Below are 21,942 nucleotides of genomic sequence, written 5' to 3'. Positions count from 1 at the left end.
GTAATATTGGCTATGGCTATTGCATGGTTTGCAATTCCTCCAATAATCAGGGTTGCGAGGATAAAGAAGCTCTATGACGAACCTATTGAGCTTAGGAAGATCCATAAAAGAAGAATACCCAGTTTAGGGGGTATTGGCATCTTTACTTCATTCCTCATTACCTGTGGCCTTTTTATGTCTCCGCAGGCACCTTACGCCAATTACCTGCTTGCCAGCGGCGTGATCATATTTACGATCGGACTTAAGGACGATCTGGTGGGCATGGACCCGTACAAGAAGTTTGCAGCGCAGATACTGGCGGCATTTATTATCGCGTACCTGGCCGATATACGGATCACCAGTTTTTATGGAATGCTCGGCATATATGACATTTCAAAGGAATTAAGCTATGCCGTTTCTATACTTTTCATTGTATTTACGACGAACGCTTTTAACCTTATTGACGGGATTGACGGACTGGCAGGAAGTATCGGGATCATCGTTTGCAGTACCTTTGGAATTGTCTTCTACCAGATGGGGGATACGGGTTTCGCACTGATCGCGTTTGCGCTGATCGGCGCTATCCTTGGATTTATGCGTTTTAACGTTTCCCCCGCAAAGATCTTTATGGGCGATTCCGGTTCTTATACGATCGGATTCGTCATTGCCACCCTTGCTATCCTGTTCGTGGAGTTGAATAAATATGACCTGACCGTTAATCCGCAACCCTTCGTGAAGTCGGTTCCGGCGGTGGCGCTGGGAGTACTTATTATCCCTATTTTTGATACCATCCGGGTGTTTTTTATGCGGATTGTAAAGGGGACGTCTCCTTTTATTGCAGACCGGAACCATTTGCATCACCGGCTTATCGATATAGGCTTGTCGCATACGCAGGCTACTTTAGCGCTTTCAGGTGTTAACATCTTTTTTGTATTGCTTGCGTTTCAGCTTCAGTATATAGGAACTCTTGAGCTGGTGATCATTGTATTGCTGCTTGCACAATCAATCAACGTAGCCCTCTGGTTATACGATATACGGGTAAGGAAAATCGCGAGAAAGACCCTGGATTTGCCGGAAATAACGCCGTTCAGAAAAGCCGAATATGAAAATGCTGCGGAAAGGAAGACCTTTGTGGAAGAGTTATTGAATAACTAAGGAAAAACTGAGCGTATGCGATTATTCTATTTCCTGGCTTCCTGGCTCGTTCTGGCCACTTTCTCCCTGTCTGCCTTTTCTCAGCTACTCCCCTTATCACACGAACTTGAATCCGCTCACGGCCGGACGATCTATAGCCTGGGGAATAAGTTCCACAGTTCTGTGCATTCCTATTTTCAGGATGAAATAGATACGCTTGGGGGAAGCCGCGCTGATTCGCTTTCTCCCCTTTTTAATAACAGGGAAACGTTCCTCTACAGGAAGCTTTTTACCGAACACCTGATCCAGATCGACAAGCCGGATTATTCACTTTATCTGGACTTTCTTCCCGATTTCCAGATTGGGAGAGAGTTTTCCGGTGATAAGACAACCTGGCTGAATACCCGTGGGCTGTCCCTGCAGGGAAGGATAGGTGAGGAAGTATATTTCTATACGGATTTCTATGAGAACCAGGCTGCCCTTCCGGGCTACCTGGACGAATTTGCCCGCGAAGCATCAATTCTTCCCGGGCAAGGCAAGCATAAACCTTATAATGGGGGGAAGGCATTTGACTGGGCCTACGCTCAGGGTTTTGTTTCCTATAGCCCGTCCTCGCATTTTAATTTCCAACTGGGCAATAGTAAGCAATTCATAGGTGATGGCTATCGTTCCATGCTGCTTTCGGATGTAGGTTTCAATTATCCTTCGCTGAAAGTCACCACATCGCTGGGCCCCCTCCGTTATATGATCATGTGGGCGCAGTTCCAGGACCTGCAGGCGCCGGAAGTTGCCTTCGAGCAAGGGCACCGGAAGAAATGGGGGGTAATTCATTACCTGGACTGGAATATTTCCAATCGTGTGAGCCTGGGGCTTTTTGAATCAATCATGTGGCAAAACGCTGATTCTACCGGGAAGCGGGGCTTTGACGTGAAATACCTGAATCCGATCATCTTTTTCCGGCCTGTTGAATATTCCGGGGGAATTCCCCTGATAATGCGCTGATTGGGATGAACATCAAGGTAGAGCCTTTTGACAAGGCGGCAATATACGGCCAGCTTTCCCTTGACGAGTTCAAATTTAAAGAAGTATTCGGCGGCGACGGATGGTGGGCGAATAAATACGGCATCCAGCTGGGTTTCAAGACCTTCGATCTCTTTCGCGTGAAGGACCTGAACTGGCTGCTGGAATTCAATACCGTAAGGCCTTATACGTATTCCCAGCGGGATCCGCTTATCAACTACGCGCATTATAACCAGCCGCTTGGGCATCCCCAGGGAGCCAACTTCAGGGAATTGCTTTCCATTGCTTCCTTTAGCATGGACCGGTGGCGTTTTCGGGGCCAGCTGGTGTATAGCCAATACGGACTGGATCCCGCCGATAGCCTTAATTATGGCAAGGATATTTATAAGTCGTACGAGACAAGGGTCAGTGATTACGGTAATCACACGGTTCAGGGGGAAAAGACGAACCTGTATTATGGAAACCTGCAGGTAGCTTACCTGTTAAATCCCAAAAACAATCTGCGCCTGCAAACCGGGCTTACCGTCCGGCGGGAGTCAGGACAGAATCAAACCTGGTTCAGCTTTGGCCTGAGCAGTTCGTTCCGGAATTTATATTACGATTTTTAGCAAGCCTTTCCGCTAGCAGATGCTCAATCCCGTGGTGTTTCTATGAGGTTACGCTCCTGTGCCCGCCAGTTATTCTGCATTGCAACAGTTTCCTATATGTAATAATTCCCATATGCAGCAGTTTGTGGGAGCAGCAGTCTGTGGGAGCAGTTGCTTTCACGAAGTGGTCAGCTGGTTAGCAGTTGCTTCAGGAAGCGATCAGCCGGTTGGAAGCGGAAGAGCCTGAAAAGAGCGCTTTCGCGGTTTTCGCGATACCGGCCGCGTCGTAGTGGCATTCTTCATACAGCTCAGCCTGCTCTCCGTGTTCTACTACTTTGTCGGGAATTCCCAGGCGAACTACCTGTGCCTGGTAGTTATGATCAGCCATGAATTCAAGGATCGCGCTGCCCATGCCTCCCATAATACAGCCGTCTTCTACGGTGACGACCTTTTTAAATTCCTTAAAAACCTCATGCAGCAGCGTCTCGTCAAGCGGCTTGACAAAGCGCATATCGTAATGCGCCGGCCGGATACCTTCCTGTTCAAGCAGGCCGATAGCTTCTCCGGCAAAGTTTCCTACGTGGCCGATGGAAAGAATAGCCACCTCGTCTCCGTCTGAAATTTTTCGGCCTTTCCCGACTGCAATTTCCTTCAGCGGCTTCTGCCAATCCGCCATAACACCTTTACCACGGGGATAGCGGATAACGAAAGGTCCTTTGACCTGGTCCAGCTGCGCCGTATACATAAGGTTTCTTAATTCTTCTTCATTCATTGGAGCCGCTACGATCATGTTGGGAATGCAGCGCATATAGGCCAGGTCGTAGGCGCCGTGGTGGGTGGCTCCGTCGGCTCCCGCTATGCCGGCCCGGTCCAGGCAGAATACTACCTTTAGGTTCTGAACAGCTACGTCATGGATCACCTGATCGTAGGCACGCTGCATGAACGTGGAATAGATATTACAAAAAGGCACCAGGCCCCTGGTTGCAAGGCCAGCCGAAAAGGTAACTGCATGTTGCTCCGCAATACCTACGTCAAAGGCGCGGTCGGGAAATGCATTCATCATGATATTCATGGAACTGCCGCTAGGCATGGCAGGAGTAATGCCCATGATTTTCGGGTTCTGTTGAGCGAGTTCTACCAGGGTATGGCCAAAAACGTCCTGGTATTTAGGTGCCTGGGCTTTGGGGGCAGCTGACTTTTTTATTTCGCCGGTAATCTTGTCGAAAAGCCCCGGCGCATGCCATTTGGTCTGGTCTCTTTCAGCAAGAGGATAACCCTTTCCCTTTACGGTAATGCAATGCAATAATTTTGGTCCTGGAATATGCTGCAGATCGCTTAACACTTTTACCAGGTGCTTTACGTCATGCCCGTCAATAGGCCCGAAATACCGGAATTTCAGCGCTTCGAAAAAATTGCTTTTCCGGAGGAGCGTTCCCTTAATGGATTTCTCCACTTTTTTTACGATCTCCCTGGCATTCGGCCCGAATTTACTGATAGGCCCCAGCAATCTCCAGATGTCTTTCTTTAACTGGTTATAGGTCTTGGAAGTAGCTATGTCGGTAAGGTATTCCTTCAACGCCCCCACATTGGGGTCAATGGACATGCAGTTATCGTTGAGAATCACCAGGAGATTTGAATCCTCTACACCGGCGTGATTCAGGGCCTCAAAGGAAAGCCCCGCTGTCAATGCCCCGTCGCCGATCACGGCAATATGCTGCCGCTGTTCCTCATTTTTATAATGGGAAGCCACGGCCATGCCGAGCGCAGCGGAAATGGAGGTGGAAGAATGCCCCACCCCAAAGGTGTCATACGGGCTTTCATCCCGTTTAGGGAAACCGCTGATGCCCTTGTACATCCGGTTAGTGTAGAACGTGTCCCTTCTTCCCGTAAGGATCTTATGGCCATAAGCCTGATGGCCCACGTCCCAGACCAGTTGATCATAAGGAGTGTTAAAGACATAATGCAGCGCAACGGTCAGTTCCACTACTCCCAGGCTCGCCGCGAAATGCCCGCCGTTCACCGAGACTATGTCAATTATAAACTGCCGGAGTTCCTTGCATAGTTCGGGAAGATCGGTTTCATTTAATTTTTTCAGATCTTCCGGAGAATCTATTTGCTGAAGTAATTTTCCGGCATCTACTTTTTGAGAAGACATAAAATCTATCCTGCTAATCTTACAACATTGTAGCGCCTGCAAAGATATAAATCATAAATTTGCCTGGCGCATGCTTTTTTAAATATAGGAAATTTGAGCTTCGAAATAAAACTTGCCCAGTTTGAGGGTCCCTTTGACCTGTTGCTTTTCTTTATTGAACGGGACGAGCTGGATATTCATGATATTCCTATTGCCGGGATCACGCGGGACTTCCTGGATTATATTCACCGAATGCAGACGCTTAATATTGAACTGGCCAGCGAATTCATTCTGGTGGCAGCCACGCTCATGCGGATCAAGGCAAAAATGCTGCTGCCAAGGCCGGAACTGGACGAAGAAGGGAACGAGATCGATCCCCGGCAAGACCTGGTCCAGATGCTGCTTGAATATAAAAAATATAAATCCGTATTGCCTTATTTCCAGCAGCTGGAAGAGGAACGGCTTCAGCAGGAAAGAAGGGGAAATATCGCAAAAGAGCTGTCCGTCATAGGCAAGCAAACTGCTCCCGGCGAAGAATTAAGCACGCTTGACCTTTATAAGCTGCTAAAAGTTTATGAGCGGGTACTTAAACGTTACCAGAATGAAAGTGCGGAGGTGGTCCATACAGTTACCCAATACCCCTATAACATTCAGGATCAGAAAGAAATTATTCTGAACACGCTTACAGCTGCGGGGAAAATGAATTTTGAAGACATACTGCTGCTGAGCCGGGATAAAGTGCAGCTGGTATATAACTTCCTGGCGCTCCTGGAAATGATCCAGCAGCAGCTGGTCCTGATCAGTTTAGGGCTGGGTTATAATAACTTCCGGCTGAGTCTGAATAAGAACGGCCCGGAATAAGGCGCCGGCCTGAAAAGGACGAAACCGGAATAAGAACGAAGCCTGTATGCAATAAAAAGCATGCTGGAATGCAAATCTGGCTCAAATAAGAAGCCAATGGAGTCCTTGCTAAAAGAATTTTCCGAGCAAGCTGGAAATGTCCGGTTGATTATCGCCGGAGCCGCCTTTCCTTCCTCCGCCGAACATACCGCCCAGTTTGCCAAGTAAACCGCCGCCCTGTCCGTTTCCGCTCATTAATCCTCCGAGCAAACCGCCGATATCTATTCCCCGGCTTTGGGCATCCTGCACTTTCCCGTTCAGCATATTCATGATCATGGGGATCACCTTTCCTGCAATGTTTTGCGCCATCTCAGGAGAAAGGCCTAGACGCGATATCAAATTTTCGGCGACCTGCGGTACCAGGTTATTCACCGCCGGGCTGGATGCGTCCGTATCATTGCCGGACAGCAATTCCTGCAAACCTGAATAATCCCCGCTCCGGGCCTGCCCTAAGAGCGAATTAATAACGGTATCCCCGCTTACCTCTGCGATTTGTTCGGCATGTGCGTTGTCGACTTCCGGATCATCGATCAGGGAGGGGATAAGCTGGCCCTTAGCCTGCTCCAGTAATTTTTCAAGCATCTTAGTGTGTTTAATATGGTGGCCTAATTGGCTTACTAAATCTAATGAACTCCGGGCTTAAATCAAAATACGCTCCGCTTGTCTGTCCGCGGGATGACCAATACCGGCCTAAGGCTGCATATCGAATAAGTGCCGTTCAGCGTGATAGGAAGAGCGGACCATCGGGCCACTTTCCACGTAACGAAATCCTTTGCCGAGGCCGGCTTCCTTATATTTAGCGAACTGGTCGGGATGAATGTATTCAATTACCGGGTGGTGCTTTTGCGTAGGCTGCAGGTACTGGCCCAGTGTAAGGATATGGACGCCCGCTTCCAGCAGGTGATCCATTGCCTCCAGTACTTCAGCTTCGGTTTCCCCAAGGCCCAGCATAATCCCTGTTTTGGTGCGCATGCCTGCCTGGCTGATCCTCCGGAGGCATTCCAGGCTCCGTTCATACTTAGCCTGGATCCGTACTTCCCGCGTAAGTCGTTGTACGGTTTCCACATTATGCGATACCACTTCCGGCGCTTCTTCAAGTACATGCTCCAGGTTGGCCCATATTCCTTTAAAGTCAGGAATCAGGGTTTCCAAAGTAGTTTCGGGCGATTTGCGCCTGACGGCCCGAATGGTTTCGGCCCAAATGATGGACCCGCCGTCTTTCAGGTCGTCCCTGTCAACAGAAGTGATGACGCAATGTTTTACTCCCATTAACTGCACGGACGAAGCTACCCGTTCGGGTTCATCGTAATCCACAGCAAGAGGCCTGCCGGTAGCCACCGCGCAAAAAGAGCAGGAGCGGGTACATATATTTCCCAGGATCATGAATGTTGCGGTTCCTGCACCCCAGCATTCTCCCATATTAGGGCAATTTCCGCTTTCGCAGATTGTATGCAGCTTATAATTATCAACCAGGGAACGCACATGGGCGTACTCTTTGCCGGTAGGCAATTTTACGCGCAGCCAATCGGGCTTTCTTTTCCTGGGTTCAGCCGGAATTACAGGTAGTTCGATCATAGAATGAAATTCGTATGAAATATAACGGAATTACCTTTGTGAATGTTTGAGTTTACCGTTCCGGAAGGTGGGGCATTTTTCGCCTGCCGCGCATGAACCAAGGAGGGCTCCGGCAAGAAAAAGCCCGATGAAAAATAAGGCGATCTTCTTCATGAATGCTATCTCTTTTTTACGAAGATAGTGATTTTTTACAATTCAGGATAAGCGCCTGGCAAGGGCCGCCATTTTTATGGCCGTTACGGCCGCTTCATCGCCCTTGTTCCCATGCTTCCCGCCGGCCCGGTCAAGCGCCTGCTGCATGGTATTGGGTGTAAGTACGCCAAAAACAAAGGATTTGCTATATTTTACTGATAGTTCGGTAAGTCCGGCCGCCACCGCCTGGCAAATAAAGTCAAAATGCCGGGTCTCTCCCTGGATAACGCACCCAAGGCATATTACCGCGTCATAATTTCCTTTTTCCGCCAGCATTGCGGCGCCTGCCGTAAGCTCGAAACTTCCGGGTACATTAATACGTGTAATGGCCTCTTTTTCTGCGCCATGTCCGAGCAGGGTTTGGAAAGCGCCTTCGTACAAGCTTTCTGTAATTTCCTTGTTCCATTCAGCTACCACGATCCCGAATCGGAACCCTTTAGCCGGGGGGATGGTTGTATCCGAAAAATCTGAAAGGTTTTTATAAATAGAGGACATATGCTATTCAGGGCTTACAAAATACCAGGGAAGCTAAACACCTTCCTTACTCATTTCCCGAAGGGGCTTTTTGCTCCAGTTTTGCAATATATGCGTCTATATTCTGGGTCTGGGCAAATTGCCAGTACTCCGTTTTGATCGTCTTGTAGGTTTTAACCGCCTCAGGAACATTATTGGTTGCCTCGTATACCAAAGCCAGTTTCATCAGGTAAAGGGGAGAGGTAAAACTGTTAGGATTGGTAGTGGCGGCCTCGCGGTATTTGCTGATAGCTTTGTCGTATTGCTTCAATTCGCTATAAGCGTCGCCGAGAAGCCCGATGGCTTCCACCCTGGTGATCTCGTCCTTCGCGCTGTAATGCTCCAGGTATTCAATGGCCTCCTGGAATTTTCCCTGCTGCAGGTAAATAACGCCCGTATAATAATTCGCCAGGTTGGCTGAGCGGGTACCATCGTATTCCTCGATAATGGTAAGAAAGCCTTTGTAATTGCCATCTCCATTCAAAGCCTTATCGAGCGAATCGCTCCTGAAGAATTCCTGTGCCTTGAACATATCATTCACGGCTTCCTGTTCACGCGGGGCCAGGTAAAATTTTGTATAGCCAATATATAACAACACCAGTATTACTACGGAACCGGCGATAATGAGCAGGCTTTTCTTATTCTCGTTCACAAAACTTTCCGCCCTGCCATATTTGTCGTTCAGCATCATCCCGGTACTTACTGATTCCTGGTTTCTTGTCTTAGACATGCCTGTTTTACTAAATTAAGGTGCAAAAATACAGTTTTACTCGTTAGTATCAAGCAATTTTTCCCAACTTTGAACAATGTATCTGGAAAAGCTCCAACTACTTAACTTTAAAAATTACACGGACGCCGAACTGGAGTTTTCCCCTTCTGTCAATTGCTTTGCGGGGAATAATGGCGCGGGGAAGACTAACCTGCTTGATGGAATTCATTACCTTTCCCTCTGTAAGAGCTATTTTAATCCCATAGACAGCCAACAGATCAGGTACGGACAGGATCTTTTCGTGATCCAGGGGACGTTCAATAAAAATGAAGCGGAAGAGAAGGTCTATTGCGGCCTGAAGCGCAACCAGAAGAAGCAATTCAAGCGAAATAAAAAAGAATACCAGCGGCTGGCCGACCATATAGGTTTATTTCCCCTGGTAATGATCTCTCCCAACGACGGCGAACTGGTAACAGGAGGCAGCGAGGAAAGGCGTAAGTTCGTGGATAACGTTATCTCGCAGACCGATAACAGCTACCTTGATACCCTGATCCAATACAATAAAACCTTGTCAGGCAGAAATGCCCTGTTGCGTAGTGATGGAGCCGGTTACGACCCCGATCTGCTGGAGGTTTTTGACGAACAGCTCGTTCGATACGGGGAGATCATTTACCGGAAGCGAAGTGAATTCCTGGAGTTGTTTACCCGGCTTTTCCACACCCATTACGAATTCATCACCGGTAATGCGGAAAGCATCGCGCTGAAATATGAATCAGGCCTCAGCAGCACGGAATTTGCAGAGGGGCTCAGGCGGGCCCGGGAACGGGACTATCATCTCCAGCGAAGCACCTTTGGAATTCATAAAGATGATCTGGTTTTCAGTATTGAAGAACATCCGCTGAAAAAATTCGGGTCGCAGGGGCAGCAAAAGTCTTTCCTGATCGCATTAAAACTTGGCCAGTACAGCTATCTTTTTGAAAAAAAAGGCTTTAAACCTTTACTTTTGCTGGACGATATCTTTGACAAGCTGGACGGCCTCCGCATTAAACGATTAATGGAAATGGTGGTTAAAGATAACTTCGGGCAGCTCTTTCTGACCGATACCGACCCGGAGCGGCTGGAGAAACTGTTCGGAGAGATCGGCGTGCCTGCAAAAATATTCCGGATAGACGGCGGAACTATCCGCTAATTGCCGCATTAGTGCTGCGTTAAAGTGAAATGTGGTAAAATTGAAGCTCATTAGCACCGGAAGCCGGAAAAAAGAAAGCCGAAGCATGAAAAAAGGAAACGAACACAGCCTGAAGGAAGCAGTTGACCTGCTGCTGGAAACCTACAAGATCAAAGGGAAGTTCCAGGAAACGGCCATAGTAGCCCATTGGGAAGAGATTATGGGCAAAACAATTGCCAGCCGGACAACTGAACTGTTTATCAAAGACAAAAAGCTGTTTCTGAAACTTAATTCATCTGTCCTGCGAAACGAATTACAAATGGCCAGGCAAAAGATCATCGAGCTTTTAAATGACCGGGCCGGTTCCGAAATCATCCGGGAGGTTGTTTTTCTTTAGCGAAAAAACTTAGTTTTTAGTTTCCTCCTTGGTTGTAGTTTATAGTTTTAGTCTTTAGTTTCTAGTTTTTAGAAGTTACTGACGTTGAAGTTTAAAGTTCAAGGTCCAAAGTTCAAGGTTTAACAGTTTTTAGTTTTTAGTTAGTTTCTAGTTTTTGGAAGTTGCTGACGTTGAAGTTTAAAGTTCAAGGTTCAAAGTTCAAGGTTTAACAGTTTTTAGCTTTTAGAAGTGGTGCTTTGCAGCATTTTGCCGCACCGGGCTTGACGCTCAGAGCGTTTTGTTTGTTCGCGAAAATCATATTCGGACCGGTTCCCCTTGCCCCAAAAATGAGCTACAAACTAAAAGCTACAAACTAAAAGCTACAAACTACAAACTACAAACTATAAACTAAGGACTACAAACTACAAACTAAGGACTACAAACTAAAAACCGGCAAATAAAAATGGGCGAATTAAAAATTACAATTCGCGAAACCGGGAAAAAACTTAAACTTTTTCGAACTCCGAAAAGAAGAAGCTTCCTTCGATCTGTCCATTTTCATTGGAATCGGAGCCGTGAACGGCGTTTTCCTGGATGGAAGCAGCATATTTCCGCCGGATAGTGCCTTCTTCGGCCTTCTGGGGGTCAGTTGCGCCAATCAGCTTTCTGAAATCTTCTACGGCATTATCTTTTTCAAGGATGGCGGCTAGGATAGGGCCGGAAGACATAAAAGTAACCAGGTCCTGGTAAAAAGGTCGTTCCCGGTGAATATCGTAGAATTTTCCGGCCAGTTCCGGGCTTAGCCGGGTAAACTTTAAGGCCGTCACTTTAAAACCTGCCTGGATAATATCATGCAAAATAGCACCCAGATGCCCCGCTTTTACGGCATCAGGTTTGATCATGGTAAAAGTCTTATTGCTAATCATGTCGCAAAGATAAGCTTATAGGCATTTATTCGGGTGATTTTAATAACTTCGCAGGAATTTTTTATTATGGAATCGTATACCCTGCTGAAACCGGCACTTATGACGCCCCGGCGAATCGTGATCACTACGCATCACAAGCCCGACGGAGACGCCATGGGGTCGTCGCTGGCTTTATATCACTACCTTTTACAAAAAGGGCACACTGTGCATGTGATCACACCCAGCGATTATCCTTATTTTCTGCACTGGCTCCCGGGCAATGCCGAAGTAGTGGTATTTACCGCGCAGCAGCAAAAGGCAAAAGAGTTGGTAAAGGAAGCCGAACTTATTTTCTGCCTTGATTTTAACAATTTAAAACGCATTAACGAACTGGGGGAAGTGATTGCCGGTTCTTCTGCTCCAAAAGTATTGATTGACCATCATTTGGAGCCCGAGAACTTTGATCAATTCCGCCTTTGGAATTCCAAAGCCTGCGCCACGGCCGAACTGATCTATGAATTTATCACAGGACTGGGGGACAGCCCCCTGATCGACAAAGCCATTGCTACCTGTCTTTATACAGGGATCATGACCGATACGGGTTCCTTCCGCTTTCCCTCCACCACCGCGGCCGTTCACAGGATCATCGCCAGCCTCATTGACGCGGGAGCGGAAAATTCACGGATACATGAACTGATCTATGATACGTCATCCGAAAGCCGGCTTCGTTTCCTGGGATACTGTCTTTCAGAGAAACTGGAAGTGCTTCCTGCCTATCGCACGGGGCTCATTGCTGTTTCAAGGGAAGAGCTGGAGCGTTTTCAGGTAACAACGGGTGATACAGAAGGAATTGTAAACTATGCATTGTCAATTTATAACATTAAATTTGCGGCGTTAATTATAGACCGTTCTGAAGTGGTGAAATTATCCTTTCGTTCAAAAGGTGAATTTCCCGCCAATGAGATTGCGAAAAAATATTTTGAAGGAGGCGGGCACCGGAACGCTGCCGGGGGACAATCAAAGGACGCCCTGGACGAAGTCGTTAAAAAATTCAAATCAGTTTTAGAGGAATATAAAGAATTATTGAATCAGTAATATGAATAGTAAAATTACGTGTATACTTCTGGCGGCAGGATCCGTCATGGTGGGATGTGGAAAATCCGGTACAACCGATGATGGGTTGAGCTACAAAATACATACGAAGAACAACGGTAAGGAGATCAATGAAGGGGATTATGTGAAATTCCACCTGGTATACAAAACGGAGAATGATTCTGTTTTGCAGTCTTCCTATGACCGTGGAACACCCTTTGAGGCTTTGATTGACTCCATGAGTTTTCAGGGCGCTCCTACCTTCGAATATTTATACCATGCGCTGAAGATGATGACTTTGAAAGACAGCGCTACTTTCCATATGAAGTCCGACTCCCTTTTCAGCACCGATACCACCTTTACCCCCGGGATGGCCAAGCCTCCCCGCCCGCCTTTCATCAGGCCAGGCAGCAACGTAACCATGGTAGTAAAGGTAGAAGAAGTAAAGACCAAGGAAGAGATTGAACAGGAGCTGAAGGAAAAACGCGACAAACAAACAGGCCTGGAAGCCGATACCATCAACCAGTATATTGAAGAACATGACCTGGAGGTAAAGAAAACGCCTGCCGGCATCCAGTACCATATTTCAAATGAGACCGATGGCCCCCGGCCTACGTCCGGCGATACGGTGGTGGTTCATTATACCGGCACACTGCTGGACGGTACCAAGTTTGATTCGTCCTATGATCGCGGCGAACCTATTTCCTTCGCCCTGGTAAAAGGCGCGGTGATTGACGGATGGTATGAAGGTATTCCCTTGTTTAGAAAAGGCGAAAAGGGCATCCTGATCATTCCTTCGGCCTATGGCTACGGCGAATTCGGAAGCGGCCCCATTCCTTCGAACAGCCCGCTTGTATTTGAAGTAGAGCTGGTAGACATAAAACCAAAGAAATAATTTGCTGACCGATACGCATACTCATCTCTACCTCCCTGATTTCGACGGAATCAGGGAGGAGGTGATGAAGCGTGCATTCGAAGCCGGGGTGGAACGAATGTTCCTTCCGAATATTGACCCGGACTCCATTGATCCGCTCATCGGCCTCTGCCGGCAGTACCCGGAAAATTGTTTTCCAATGCTCGGCTTGCATCCGTGTTCGGTCAAAGCCGGTTTCCTTAAGGACCTTGAAAAAGTGGAGCGGGCAATTGAACAATATGGCTGCCTTGCCATCGGCGAAATTGGCATAGACCTGTACTGGGATACCTCCCTGCTAAAAGAACAAGAAGAAGCTTTCCGCATTCAGGTGAACTGGGCCATTGAACGGGATCTGCCGGTGGTGATCCATTCCCGGGAAAGCTTTAAGGAGATCTGCGGAGTACTGGAAGAAGAAAAGCACCCCCGCCTTCGCGGCATATTTCATTGTTTTACCGGTACTTATGAAGATGCCTGCCGGGCGATTGATATGGGCTTTTACCTGGGAATAGGCGGCGTAATTACCTTTAAGAAATCGGAACTGCCCCAGGTGCTTTCAAAGATCAGCCTTGACCACGTGGTACTGGAAACAGATTCGCCTTACCTGGCGCCGGCGCCCTACCGCGGAAAAAAAAATGAAAGCAGTTTCCTGGTACATATCGCGGCAAGGCTGGCTGACATTTACGATCTTCCCGAGCAGGAGATAGCCGCGCGGACCACCGCCAATTCCCGGCTAATATTCGGAATATGACCAGGATCCTGATTATTTATACCGGCGGAACAGTTGGCATGATGCAGGACGCCTCCAGTAAGACCCTGCGGCCCATCGGCTTCGAGGAAATTAAAAACAATTTTCCCGAACTGGAGCGACTGAACTACGAATGGGAAGTCCATACGTTCGATCCGCCCCTGGACTCTTCGAATATGAACCTGGAAGTCTGGGCGAAAATTGCCGGGATCATCGAGGAGAATTATCTACTGTACAGCGGTTTCGTGATCCTGCATGGCTCCGATACCATGGCCTTCACCGCCTCCGCCCTGAGTTTTATGCTGGAAAATCTGGCAAAGCCCGTGGTACTTACCGGCTCCCAGCTTCCTATCGGGGCCATCCGCACCGACGCCAGGGAGAATATCATTACGGCCATGGAAATTGCAGCAGACAGGACAGGAAACCAGGCAACTGTCCCCGAAGTAGGTATTTATTTCGATTACCAGCTTTTCAGGGGCAACAGGGCAAAGAAATACAATGCGGAGAAGTTTGAAGCCTTCTACTCCATGAACTACCCTGCCCTTGCCGAGGCCGGCGTTGCCATCAAATACAGGCACCAAAACATACTTTCTCCGCCCGAAAAACCATTGCGGGTACATAAGACCCTGAAACCCGATGTGGCAGTACTTAAAATATTCCCCGGCATTACCGAACGCACCGTCGAAGCCGTCCTGAACACCCCGGGCATCCGGGGCGTGGTCATGGAAACCTATGGAAGCGGGAATACGTTTACCGCCCCCTGGTTCATCAATTCCCTTACCAGGGCCATCCAGCGGGGGCTTCTCATCCTTGACATAACCCAATGCGACGGCGGCGCCGTAGAACTCGGCCGCTACGAAACCAGCAAACATCTCCTGGAAGCCGGCGTCACCAGCGGCTTTGACATGACTTTCGAGTCCGCCATCACAAAAATGATGTACCTTCTCTCTTTTGACCTTCCCGCGAAAGAACTCCGTAAATTACTGGAAACACCTTTGCGGGGAGAATTAACGGCTCCGGCTCGATAGTTTCAAATTAGTTCAAAGTTCAATTTAGTTCAAAGTTTCAGTTACTTCTGGGTTTTAGTTAGTCCCAAGTTTCAATTTGCTCAACGTTAAGAGATTATGGTGTTGGGTCCCGGGTTTTAAGCGCGGAAAGCCGTTATCTCGGAGGTTCTACTTTAACCCTGAAAAAGCCGTTAGCGAATCGCAAGGTATCGGGCAGGTAAAAGTTATAGACGGTGTCGTCACGGTGGTCTCTGATGTAAACAGCCTCAAACGTTCCGCTGATGTAGTTGCTTTCGGAATCTGCGATTTCTACTTCTATAAAATTCCCCGAGGCTGTATCCAGGTTAAAACGGCTATTGGGAACATCCCGGCCCAAGAGGGTAGAAAAGTGAGAAGAAGGCACTTGATCATCGTCCGTAGTCTCCAGAGGATACTTTCCGGTTTGAAAAGGATATTCGAGAAGATAATATTTTCTGTAAATGCTTTATTCTCGTCAGCAAGAAACCAACCTGCTATTTTTACTGTATCATCCATACCTGAATTGTATCGTCCGCTAGCCGGGGCCGCCCAACCTTTCCCATTTTGAACTCCTGTTATAATAGATTCTCCTGATATTCCCTGCCGCTCCTGATCACAACTATTAAAAGTCGTTAAAAAGGTCAATATGAGTACCATACGTAAGTTCTCCTTCATAGTATCTTACTCTTTAATCGGCTATTATCAATTTGGTGGTCTCTTTGGCATCACTAATTAGTTACCGGTAGTAATAAATGCCTCATTTAAACCCGATGTGCTGTGCCGGATGGAATAAACGTCCTTTTTTTGCGTTCTGTTTTTCAGCGTTTTTAGGCGTTCTCCCCTAAAGTTAAGCAAAAATATTTTATCGGTCCCTCCTCCTTCACTTCATAATGTAAAGTGGAATAATTCGCTGCAGGATTCAGATAACTGATCGCGATTCGCGTTTCAAAGGGTAATTGCTCTTCTTTTTTTGAGTTTGTACTTGTTAGGGTTGCGGCGGTAATTTTCAACGCTTTGTTGTCGATTGCGGGGCTTTGGAGAACTGCAGTTGAGGCCAAAGGTTTGGGCTTGGTGAAATTCCTCTTAACGTGATGGCAGCGGTGGCTCTTAATTTCCGGGCAACATCATTGAAGGATGTTGTTCCGGTGGCTACGCCTTTATATTGCAAGGCGGAATCCTCACAATGGCCAACATATTTCAGGCAATAGCAATGCCAAACCTTGAACCGTTGCGAAGCGATTATTTATGCAGAAACTTCCGACCCCGGACGATGATCTGGAAGCTGCGGCGTTTGAGGGAAATTGTGCGCTGCATGTTTTCCACCTCGTCTTTTTGGAGCCGGAGGGTCTGGAGAATATCGTCGTGGCTGATGACGCCGGTCAACTTGGTTTTGTCCGCGCGGGAGACCACTGGCAGGAGAGCCGGCTTTAACCTTGCCAGGATATCGACTGCTACGCGGAGGGTATTGTCTTCATAGACGGTCGCCGTCCGGGGATTTAAGATAGACGTAATAGGTGCGTTGGCATCGTTGTTTCCGTCGGTTATCGCATAGAGGTCAACCGTCCCAACCAGGCGTTGGTCGTGGTCTGTTACGGCAAAAGAGCGTTGTCTTTCGGTATTTATATTTTCTTTTTCCAGCCAGGAGCGGACTTCGCCGATGGTATTATCTGCGCTCAGCAGGCGGACAGCTTCCTTCACAATGTTTTTGACCAGGGTGCTGTCCAGGATATCGGGCGCATAGGAATGAGGGGTATGGACGCCTCTTCGGGCGATTTTTTCGGTCATGATGGTGTTTTCCATCAGGAAAAAGGAAACAAAATAGGCGGCGGTACATCCTCCCAGCAAAGGAGTGAGCGTATTGGGCTGCATCGTGGTTTCAAGGGCAAAGACAATGGAGGTGAGCAGGGCACGGGAAGCGCCTGCGAACATCGCGGCCATTCCAACGAGGGCGGCTGTGGGAATATTGATCCCGCTGCCCGGGAATACAGCCATCCAGCCCATGCCAATCAGGGCGCCCGCGGCTCCTCCGATCGTCAGCATGGGGCCAGCGTGCCCCCGGAGGTACCGCTGCCGAGGGAAATTGCCCAGGATACCAACTTAAGAAAACACAGCACTAATAAAACCTGGATAGTTGCTTCTCCGGAAATAGCGGTAGAAATGTTCTCGTATCCTACGCCGAGGGTAGAAGGAGCGATATAACCGACCACGCCAACGGCAATGCTTCCGATCGCCGGCCACCACATCCAGTGGATGGGTAGTTTTTCAAAGCCGTCTTCTATCAGGTACACAACCCTTGTAATAAGGGCGGAAAATACACCGATAATAGCGCCTATGATGCTGTAATTGGCCAATGCTGTGTAGGTAGGCGCTTCAACGGCCGGCATATGAAACATGGGGCCGGAAGAAAAAAGTGCGATATGGCAGGCAGCGCCTGTAATGCAGGATAAGGCAACGGGGATAATGGACCGGGGGGAAAATTCAAACAGCAGCAGTTCAATCGCCAGCAGAATTGCTGCAAAGGGGCTGCCGAAAATGGCGGCCATCCCGGCTGTTGCTCCCGCAGCCAGCAGGATCTTGCGTTCGTTATCAGTAACCCTGGACGCCTGCCCGATGAAAGAGCCGAAGGCGCCCCCTGTAGAAATAATGGGCCCCTCCGCACCAAAAGGCCCGCCGGTTCCAATGGATATGGCGGCGGAAAGAGGTTTTAAAATGGTTACCCTTGGCGGGATCTTGCTTTGATTGGTAAGGATCTGTTCCATCGCTTCGGGAATTCCGTGACCCCTTATCGCCTTGGAACCATACTTAGCCATGATCCCTACAAGGACGCCGCCGATCACCGGTATGAGTATCACCGTCCAGCCGAAGGTATGATGCCCCAGTTCTACTTCTTCCAGCGAGAATTTGCCAAAGAATGCCAGGTTCGTTACCAGGGCAATCAACGCGATTAGCCCCCTGGCAATTACACCTATTACAAGTGCATTAACGATGGCGATCCCTGAAAGGTAGAGAACGCGCTTTACCGGAATGATATTTCTGACCTTTTGTCTTTCCGCTTCCAGCGTGGGCCTCATGCTTACGGAAATGGGGATGTTCTTTTTGGGTAGGGATCCGTTGGGATTTTCTTCTTCCATTTCAGGGCAAAGATACTTTATCCGAACGCTTCTCCAAAATCAGATGCCGCAGCGCCCATCCCGCGGCCCAATTCGCGGCCTGCCCGCATCCCTCCCCGCGGCTCCGCCTGTTCCGCGGCCTGCCTGCCCCGCGGCACGGTCTGCCCCGCGGCACGGTCTGCCCGAATCCCGCCTATCGCCCTCCGCCTGCCAGCGACCTGCCCTGCCCCCCGGGCCGGTAATTCCAACCCTAACTCCCGCAGCTCAGGCAGCCTTCTTCCATATTGCAGGAAGGCGCAGACGCCAGGGCGGGAGACAGCTCCGTCTCAGGCCGCGGCAGGCCGCCGGGTTCGCCGGAAACTTGAGATTCTTCCTGTCCGGCTAAGCCGTTACGTTCGTTGGAAGCCGGGAACTTTTCCCCCCAGGCCGGGCCGCTTGCGGATCCGGCTTGCCCGCTTCCCTTCGACGTAAGCGGTTCCAGCTGCTGGCCGGCCTGTTTTTCGATGCTGAATTTTACGGCCTGGGCCGCGGCCTGGCTCCGAAGGTAATACATGCCGGTTTTGAGGCCTTTTTTCCAGGCGTAAAAATGCATGGAGCTTAGTTTGGCGAAATTCGGATCGTTGAGGAAGAGGTTCAGGGATTGCGACTGGCAGATAAACGCACCCCGGTCGGCGGCCATGTCAATAAGGGTTTTCTGGCTGATCTCCCATACCGTTTTATACAAGGATTTTAATTCTTCGGGAACCTCTTCCAGCTGCTGCACGGAACCGCCCGCGAGGATGATCTTGTTTTTGACCTGTTCGTTCCATAACCCCAGTTCAACCAGGTCGTTCAGCAAATACTTGTTCACGACGATGAATTCCCCCGAAAGTACCCGCCGGGTGTAAATATTGGAGGTGAAGGGTTCAAAACATTCATTATTTCCCAGTATCTGGGAGGTGGACGCTGTAGGCATTGGCGCCAGCAGCAGGGAATTGCGCAGGCCCTGGCGCGCGATCGTTTCTTTCAAGGCGGCCCAGTCCCATCGTTCCGAAGGATGCACTCCCCACATGTCAAACTGGAGAATACCTTTGGCCGCCGGAGAGCCCGCGAAAGTTTCGTAGGCGCCTTCTTTCCCGGCAAGGTCAGCGGAGGCCGAAAGGGCGGCGAAATAGATCGTTTCGAAAATAGCCCGGTTTAGCGCTGCGGCCTCCGGAGATTCGAAGGGTAGCCGGAGTTTTATAAACGTATCGGCCAGTCCCTGAACACCCAGGCCAATCGGGCGATGGCGCATATTGGACCGTTCCGCCTCCGGCACAGGGTAATAATTGCCGTCGATGATCTTGTTCAGGTTCAGCGTGGCCTGATAAGTTACATCAAAGAGTTTCCCGTGATCGAACTGACCCTGATTTACGTAACGGGGCAGGGCCAGGGATGCCAGGTTGCAAACCGCCACTTCATCCGGAGAAGTGTATTCAATGATCTCCGTGCAGAGGTTGGAACTTTTGATGGTTCCCAGGTGCTGTTGGTTGGATTTCCGGTTGGCGGCGTCCTTATAAAGGAGGAAAGGCGTACCGGTCTCAATCTGCGATTCCATGATCCTGAACCAAAGTTCACGCGCCTTTACTGTTTTTCGCGCTTTCCCGCCCTCTTCATACTTCCGGTATAAACTTTCGAATTCCTCGCCCCAGCAATCCTGCAAGCCCGGCGCTTCGTGCGGACAGAATAAAGACCAGCCCGCATCGGCTTCCACCCGCTGCATGAACAAGTCAGGGATCCAGAGTGCATAGAACAAGTCGCGGGCCCGGAGTTCCTCCTTTCCGTGATTCTTCCGCAGGTCAAGGAATTCCAGGACGTCGGCATGCCAGGGTTCCAGGTAAATGGCAAAGGCGCCCTTTCGCTTTCCTCCGCCCTGGTCCACGTATCGGGCGGTATCATTGAATACTCTCAGCATGGGAACAATGCCGTTGCTGGTACCGTTGGTGCCCCCTATGTAGGAACCGGTAGCCCGGATATTATGAATGGCAAGACCAATTCCGCCGGCAGACTGGGAGATCTTTGCCGTTTGCCTCAACGTGTCATAAATTCCCTCAATGCTGTCGTCTTTCATGGTGAGCAGGAAGCAGGAAGACATCTGGGGCTTTGGCGTTCCGGCATTGAACAGGGTAGGAGTGGCATGTGTGAACCATCCTTCGGAAAGCAAATCGTAGGTTTTGAGGACCGATTCAATATCCCCCTGGTGAATGCCCACGGCTACCCGCATAAATAAATGCTGGGGTCGTTCGGCTACTTTTCCGTCGACCCGCAGCAGGTAAGAACGTTCCAGGGTTTTAAAGCCGAAATAATCAAAGGAAAAGTCGCGGTCGTAAATGATCGTGGAATTCAGGATATCCGCATGCTGCTGAATGGTCCGGTACGTGCTTTCTGCCAGCATAGGCACGGCCTGGCCGCTGTTCCTGTCGGTGTATTCATACAGCAGTTTCATAGTCTCGCTAAACGATTTCCGGGTATTTTTATGCAGGTTGGAAACCGCGATCCGGGAAGCCAGCAAAGCATAATCCGGATGCCGGGTGGTGAGGGCGGCAGCTGTTTCAGCCGCCAGGTTATCCAGTTCGGTGGTGCTGACGCCGTCGTATATTCCTTCGATCACTTTTTTTGCAACTTCTACCGGATCCACATATTCCTGGTTCAATCCATAGCAGAGCTTTTCAATCCGGGCAGTTATTTTATCAAATTTTACGGCTTCCTGCTTTCCGTTTCTTTTTATGACAAACATGAGATGGCAATTATCAGGGTGAGCAGATTAAAAGTCTTCGTCCAGGGTAAACGTCCTCGATTCTTTTTGAGACATGACGCCGCTTTTCTGGTAATCCCCCACGCGTTTTTCAAAGAAATTGGTTTTTCCCTGCAGGGAGATCAGTTCCATGAAATCGAAAGGATTGGCCGCGTGAAAGATCTTAGGGTATCCCAACTCGCCTATCCAACGGTCGGCTACGAATTCGATATACTGCGTCATTAGTTTGGCATTCATTCCTATCAGGTTAACAGGCAAGGCATCGCTGACGAACTCCTTTTCTATTTCCACGGCATCGCGGATGATCTCGTACACTTTTTCCTGCGGTAATTTATTGTTCAGCATCCGGTAAAGCTCGCAGGCGAATTCGCAGTGCATACCTTCATCGCGGGAGATCAGTTCGTTTGAAAAGGATAGCCCGGGCATCAGGCCCCTTTTCTTCAGCCAGAAGATCGAGCAAAAGCTCCCGGAAAAGAAAATTCCTTCTACGGCGGCAAATGCCACCAGCCTTTCGGCAAAATTCCCCTTTTCTATCCAGCGAAGCGCCCATTCCGCCTTTTTCTGCACGCAGGGAATGGTTTCAATCGCATGGAAAAGCTTGTCTTTTTCCCGGGGATCCTTCACATAGGTATCGATCAGCAGGGCGTAAACCTCGGAATGAATATTTTCCATCATAATCTGGAAGCCGTAAAAACAGCGGGCTTCTGGCAGCTGCACTTCGCTCATAAAATTCACGGCCAGGTTTTCATTGACGATCCCGTCGCTGGCGGCAAAAAAGGCAAGCACATGAGAAATAAAATGCCGTTCGCCGTCGTTGAGGTTTTCCCAGTCTTTGAGGTCCGGAGAGAGATCCAGTTCTTCGGCTGTCCAGAAGCTGGCCTCCGCTTTTTTGTACATTTCCCAAATAACCCGATATTTAATCGGTAATAATACAAAGCGGTCCTGGTTCTCCTGGAGAAGCGGCTCAGTTTGGGGGTCAAAGCTATTCATGATACAGTGTTTTGGATTATTTGTTAAACTTTTTTTGAAATATGTTCAACAAAATTAGAAATGAATCCCCCGCATACGTTTGTTTTTTCTCCACATGCTGTG

Annotated in this window: 20 protein-coding genes and 1 pseudogene; 10 read left to right on the top strand and 11 right to left on the bottom strand. The window is 49.1% G+C overall.

What is annotated here, in order from left to right:
- Positions 1-174: 174 nt before the first annotated feature.
- From FRZ59_RS18330 to FRZ59_RS18320, 3 genes are read left to right on the top strand one after another with little or no spacing between them, the layout of a single operon-like run.
- Complete coding sequence (locus FRZ59_RS18330; protein ID WP_158640671.1) at positions 175-1,134, top strand: MraY family glycosyltransferase; 960 nt, start codon at positions 175-177, stop codon at positions 1,132-1,134.
- Positions 1,135-1,149: 15 nt separating this feature from the next.
- The gene (locus FRZ59_RS18325) at positions 1,150-2,115 is read left to right on the top strand and encodes a hypothetical protein (RefSeq protein ID WP_147698398.1); all 966 of its coding nucleotides are present in this window, start codon (positions 1,150-1,152) and stop codon (positions 2,113-2,115) included.
- Between the two features lie 5 nt (positions 2,116-2,120).
- A complete protein-coding gene (locus FRZ59_RS18320) occupies positions 2,121-2,741 on the top strand; it encodes a hypothetical protein (protein WP_147698397.1) in 621 nt (206 codons plus the stop codon).
- Positions 2,742-2,928: 187 nt separating this feature from the next.
- On the opposite strand, the gene dxs is transcribed toward FRZ59_RS18320, so the two are convergent.
- Positions 2,929-4,875 carry a 1-deoxy-D-xylulose-5-phosphate synthase gene (gene dxs / locus FRZ59_RS18315; RefSeq protein ID WP_132130353.1) on the bottom strand — a complete coding sequence of 649 codons (1,947 nt, stop codon included), beginning with the start codon at positions 4,873-4,875 and terminating at the stop codon, positions 2,929-2,931.
- Between the two features lie 93 nt (positions 4,876-4,968).
- On the opposite strand from dxs, the gene FRZ59_RS18310 reads away from it, so the two are divergent.
- On the top strand, positions 4,969-5,715 hold the full coding sequence (locus FRZ59_RS18310; RefSeq protein WP_132130354.1) for a segregation and condensation protein A: 747 nt from the start codon (positions 4,969-4,971) through the stop codon (positions 5,713-5,715).
- A 108-nt stretch (positions 5,716-5,823) separates the two neighbouring features.
- On the opposite strand, the gene FRZ59_RS18305 is transcribed toward FRZ59_RS18310, so the two are convergent.
- The 4 genes from FRZ59_RS18305 to FRZ59_RS18290 all read right to left on the bottom strand — a co-directional run bounded on the left by FRZ59_RS18305 (position 5,824) and on the right by FRZ59_RS18290 (position 8,764).
- Positions 5,824-6,336, bottom strand: coding sequence for a DUF937 domain-containing protein (locus FRZ59_RS18305; protein ID WP_132130355.1), 513 nt, complete (start codon positions 6,334-6,336; stop codon positions 5,824-5,826).
- A gap of 108 nt (positions 6,337-6,444) precedes the next feature.
- Positions 6,445-7,329: a lipoyl synthase gene (gene lipA / locus FRZ59_RS18300; protein WP_132130356.1), complete on the bottom strand. Its 885-nt coding sequence runs from the start codon at positions 7,327-7,329 to the stop codon at positions 6,445-6,447.
- Positions 7,330-7,524: 195 nt separating this feature from the next.
- The gene (gene ribH, locus FRZ59_RS18295) at positions 7,525-8,016 is read right to left on the bottom strand and encodes a 6,7-dimethyl-8-ribityllumazine synthase (RefSeq protein WP_132130357.1); all 492 of its coding nucleotides are present in this window, start codon (positions 8,014-8,016) and stop codon (positions 7,525-7,527) included.
- Between the two features lie 46 nt (positions 8,017-8,062).
- Complete coding sequence (locus FRZ59_RS18290; RefSeq protein WP_225975113.1) at positions 8,063-8,764, bottom strand: tetratricopeptide repeat protein; 702 nt, start codon at positions 8,762-8,764, stop codon at positions 8,063-8,065.
- Positions 8,765-8,840: 76 nt separating this feature from the next.
- On the opposite strand from FRZ59_RS18290, the gene recF reads away from it, so the two are divergent.
- Positions 8,841-9,932, top strand: a complete 1,092-nt coding sequence (recF, locus tag FRZ59_RS18285; RefSeq protein WP_132130358.1) for a DNA replication/repair protein RecF — start codon at positions 8,841-8,843, stop codon at positions 9,930-9,932.
- Between the two features lie 85 nt (positions 9,933-10,017).
- Positions 10,018-10,308 carry a DciA family protein gene (locus FRZ59_RS18280; RefSeq protein WP_132130359.1) on the top strand — a complete coding sequence of 97 codons (291 nt, stop codon included), beginning with the start codon at positions 10,018-10,020 and terminating at the stop codon, positions 10,306-10,308.
- A gap of 485 nt (positions 10,309-10,793) precedes the next feature.
- Here the strand turns inward: FRZ59_RS18280 and FRZ59_RS18275 are convergent, their stop codons facing one another.
- Positions 10,794-11,213, bottom strand: coding sequence for a nucleoside-diphosphate kinase (locus FRZ59_RS18275; protein ID WP_132130360.1), 420 nt, complete (start codon positions 11,211-11,213; stop codon positions 10,794-10,796).
- Positions 11,214-11,279: 66 nt separating this feature from the next.
- On the opposite strand from FRZ59_RS18275, the gene FRZ59_RS18270 reads away from it, so the two are divergent.
- From FRZ59_RS18270 to FRZ59_RS18255, 4 genes are read left to right on the top strand one after another with little or no spacing between them, the layout of a single operon-like run.
- Entirely contained in the window at positions 11,280-12,287 is a 1,008-nt protein-coding gene (locus tag FRZ59_RS18270) for a DHH family phosphoesterase (RefSeq protein ID WP_132130361.1), read from the top strand.
- Position 12,288: 1 nt separating this feature from the next.
- On the top strand, positions 12,289-13,179 hold the full coding sequence (locus tag FRZ59_RS18265; RefSeq protein WP_132130362.1) for an FKBP-type peptidyl-prolyl cis-trans isomerase: 891 nt from the start codon (positions 12,289-12,291) through the stop codon (positions 13,177-13,179).
- Between the two features lies 1 nt (position 13,180).
- Entirely contained in the window at positions 13,181-13,945 is a 765-nt protein-coding gene (locus tag FRZ59_RS18260) for a TatD family hydrolase (protein ID WP_132130363.1), read from the top strand.
- A complete protein-coding gene (locus tag FRZ59_RS18255) occupies positions 13,942-14,970 on the top strand; it encodes an asparaginase (protein ID WP_132130364.1) in 1,029 nt (342 codons plus the stop codon). Before FRZ59_RS18260 ends, FRZ59_RS18255 begins: the two co-directional genes overlap by 4 nt.
- 294 nt (positions 14,971-15,264) lie before the next feature.
- On the opposite strand, the gene FRZ59_RS19270 is transcribed toward FRZ59_RS18255, so the two are convergent.
- The 5 genes and pseudogenes from FRZ59_RS19270 to FRZ59_RS18240 form a co-directional block, all read right to left on the bottom strand.
- The gene (locus FRZ59_RS19270) at positions 15,265-15,642 is read right to left on the bottom strand and encodes a hypothetical protein (protein ID WP_132130365.1); all 378 of its coding nucleotides are present in this window, start codon (positions 15,640-15,642) and stop codon (positions 15,265-15,267) included.
- 564 nt (positions 15,643-16,206) lie between these two features.
- Complete coding sequence (locus FRZ59_RS19265; RefSeq protein WP_225975308.1) at positions 16,207-16,752, bottom strand: CBS domain-containing protein; 546 nt, start codon at positions 16,750-16,752, stop codon at positions 16,207-16,209.
- 84 nt (positions 16,753-16,836) lie between these two features.
- Positions 16,837-17,777, bottom strand: a pseudogene (locus FRZ59_RS18250) (chloride channel protein); the annotation flags it as partial.
- Between the two features lie 550 nt (positions 17,778-18,327).
- Positions 18,328-20,832: a ribonucleoside-diphosphate reductase subunit alpha gene (locus FRZ59_RS18245; RefSeq protein ID WP_132130367.1), complete on the bottom strand. Its 2,505-nt coding sequence runs from the start codon at positions 20,830-20,832 to the stop codon at positions 18,328-18,330.
- Between the two features lie 27 nt (positions 20,833-20,859).
- Positions 20,860-21,840: a ribonucleoside-diphosphate reductase small subunit gene (locus FRZ59_RS18240; protein ID WP_132130368.1), complete on the bottom strand. Its 981-nt coding sequence runs from the start codon at positions 21,838-21,840 to the stop codon at positions 20,860-20,862.
- Positions 21,841-21,942: the final 102 nt, after the last annotated feature.

The organism is Anseongella ginsenosidimutans (assembly GCF_008033235.1).
Classification (GTDB): domain Bacteria; phylum Bacteroidota; class Bacteroidia; order Sphingobacteriales; family Sphingobacteriaceae; genus Anseongella; species Anseongella ginsenosidimutans.
Note: the sequence above shows the minus strand (reverse complement) of the source record. Positions and strands in the feature narration are given on the sequence as shown.

What these genes read in the sequence shown, in the direction of transcription:
- FRZ59_RS18330 (WP_158640671.1), top strand. Translation starts at nt 175, where the DNA reads ATGTCTCCGCAGGCACCTTACGCCAATTACCTGCTTGCCAGCGGCGTG.
- FRZ59_RS18325 (WP_147698398.1), top strand. Translation starts at nt 1,150, where the DNA reads ATGCGATTATTCTATTTCCTGGCTTCCTGGCTCGTTCTGGCCACTTTC.
- FRZ59_RS18320 (WP_147698397.1), top strand. Translation starts at nt 2,121, where the DNA reads ATGAACATCAAGGTAGAGCCTTTTGACAAGGCGGCAATATACGGCCAG.
- dxs (WP_132130353.1), bottom strand. Translation starts at nt 4,875, where the DNA reads ATGTCTTCTCAAAAAGTAGATGCCGGAAAATTACTTCAGCAAATAGAT.
- FRZ59_RS18305 (WP_132130355.1), bottom strand. Translation starts at nt 6,336, where the DNA reads ATGCTTGAAAAATTACTGGAGCAGGCTAAGGGCCAGCTTATCCCCTCC.
- lipA (WP_132130356.1), bottom strand. Translation starts at nt 7,329, where the DNA reads ATGATCGAACTACCTGTAATTCCGGCTGAACCCAGGAAAAGAAAGCCC.
- ribH (WP_132130357.1), bottom strand. Translation starts at nt 8,016, where the DNA reads ATGTCCTCTATTTATAAAAACCTTTCAGATTTTTCGGATACAACCATC.
- FRZ59_RS18290 (WP_225975113.1), bottom strand. Translation starts at nt 8,764, where the DNA reads ATGTCTAAGACAAGAAACCAGGAATCAGTAAGTACCGGGATGATGCTG.
- recF (WP_132130358.1), top strand. Translation starts at nt 8,841, where the DNA reads ATGTATCTGGAAAAGCTCCAACTACTTAACTTTAAAAATTACACGGAC.
- FRZ59_RS18280 (WP_132130359.1), top strand. Translation starts at nt 10,018, where the DNA reads ATGAAAAAAGGAAACGAACACAGCCTGAAGGAAGCAGTTGACCTGCTG.
- FRZ59_RS18275 (WP_132130360.1), bottom strand. Translation starts at nt 11,213, where the DNA reads ATGATTAGCAATAAGACTTTTACCATGATCAAACCTGATGCCGTAAAA.
- FRZ59_RS18270 (WP_132130361.1), top strand. Translation starts at nt 11,280, where the DNA reads ATGGAATCGTATACCCTGCTGAAACCGGCACTTATGACGCCCCGGCGA.
- FRZ59_RS18265 (WP_132130362.1), top strand. Translation starts at nt 12,289, where the DNA reads ATGAATAGTAAAATTACGTGTATACTTCTGGCGGCAGGATCCGTCATG.
- FRZ59_RS18255 (WP_132130364.1), top strand. Translation starts at nt 13,942, where the DNA reads ATGACCAGGATCCTGATTATTTATACCGGCGGAACAGTTGGCATGATG.
- FRZ59_RS19270 (WP_132130365.1), bottom strand. Translation starts at nt 15,642, where the DNA reads ATGAAGGAGAACTTACGTATGGTACTCATATTGACCTTTTTAACGACT.
- FRZ59_RS19265 (WP_225975308.1), bottom strand. Translation starts at nt 16,752, where the DNA reads ATGACCGAAAAAATCGCCCGAAGAGGCGTCCATACCCCTCATTCCTAT.
- FRZ59_RS18245 (WP_132130367.1), bottom strand. Translation starts at nt 20,832, where the DNA reads ATGTTTGTCATAAAAAGAAACGGAAAGCAGGAAGCCGTAAAATTTGAT.
- FRZ59_RS18240 (WP_132130368.1), bottom strand. Translation starts at nt 21,840, where the DNA reads ATGAATAGCTTTGACCCCCAAACTGAGCCGCTTCTCCAGGAGAACCAG.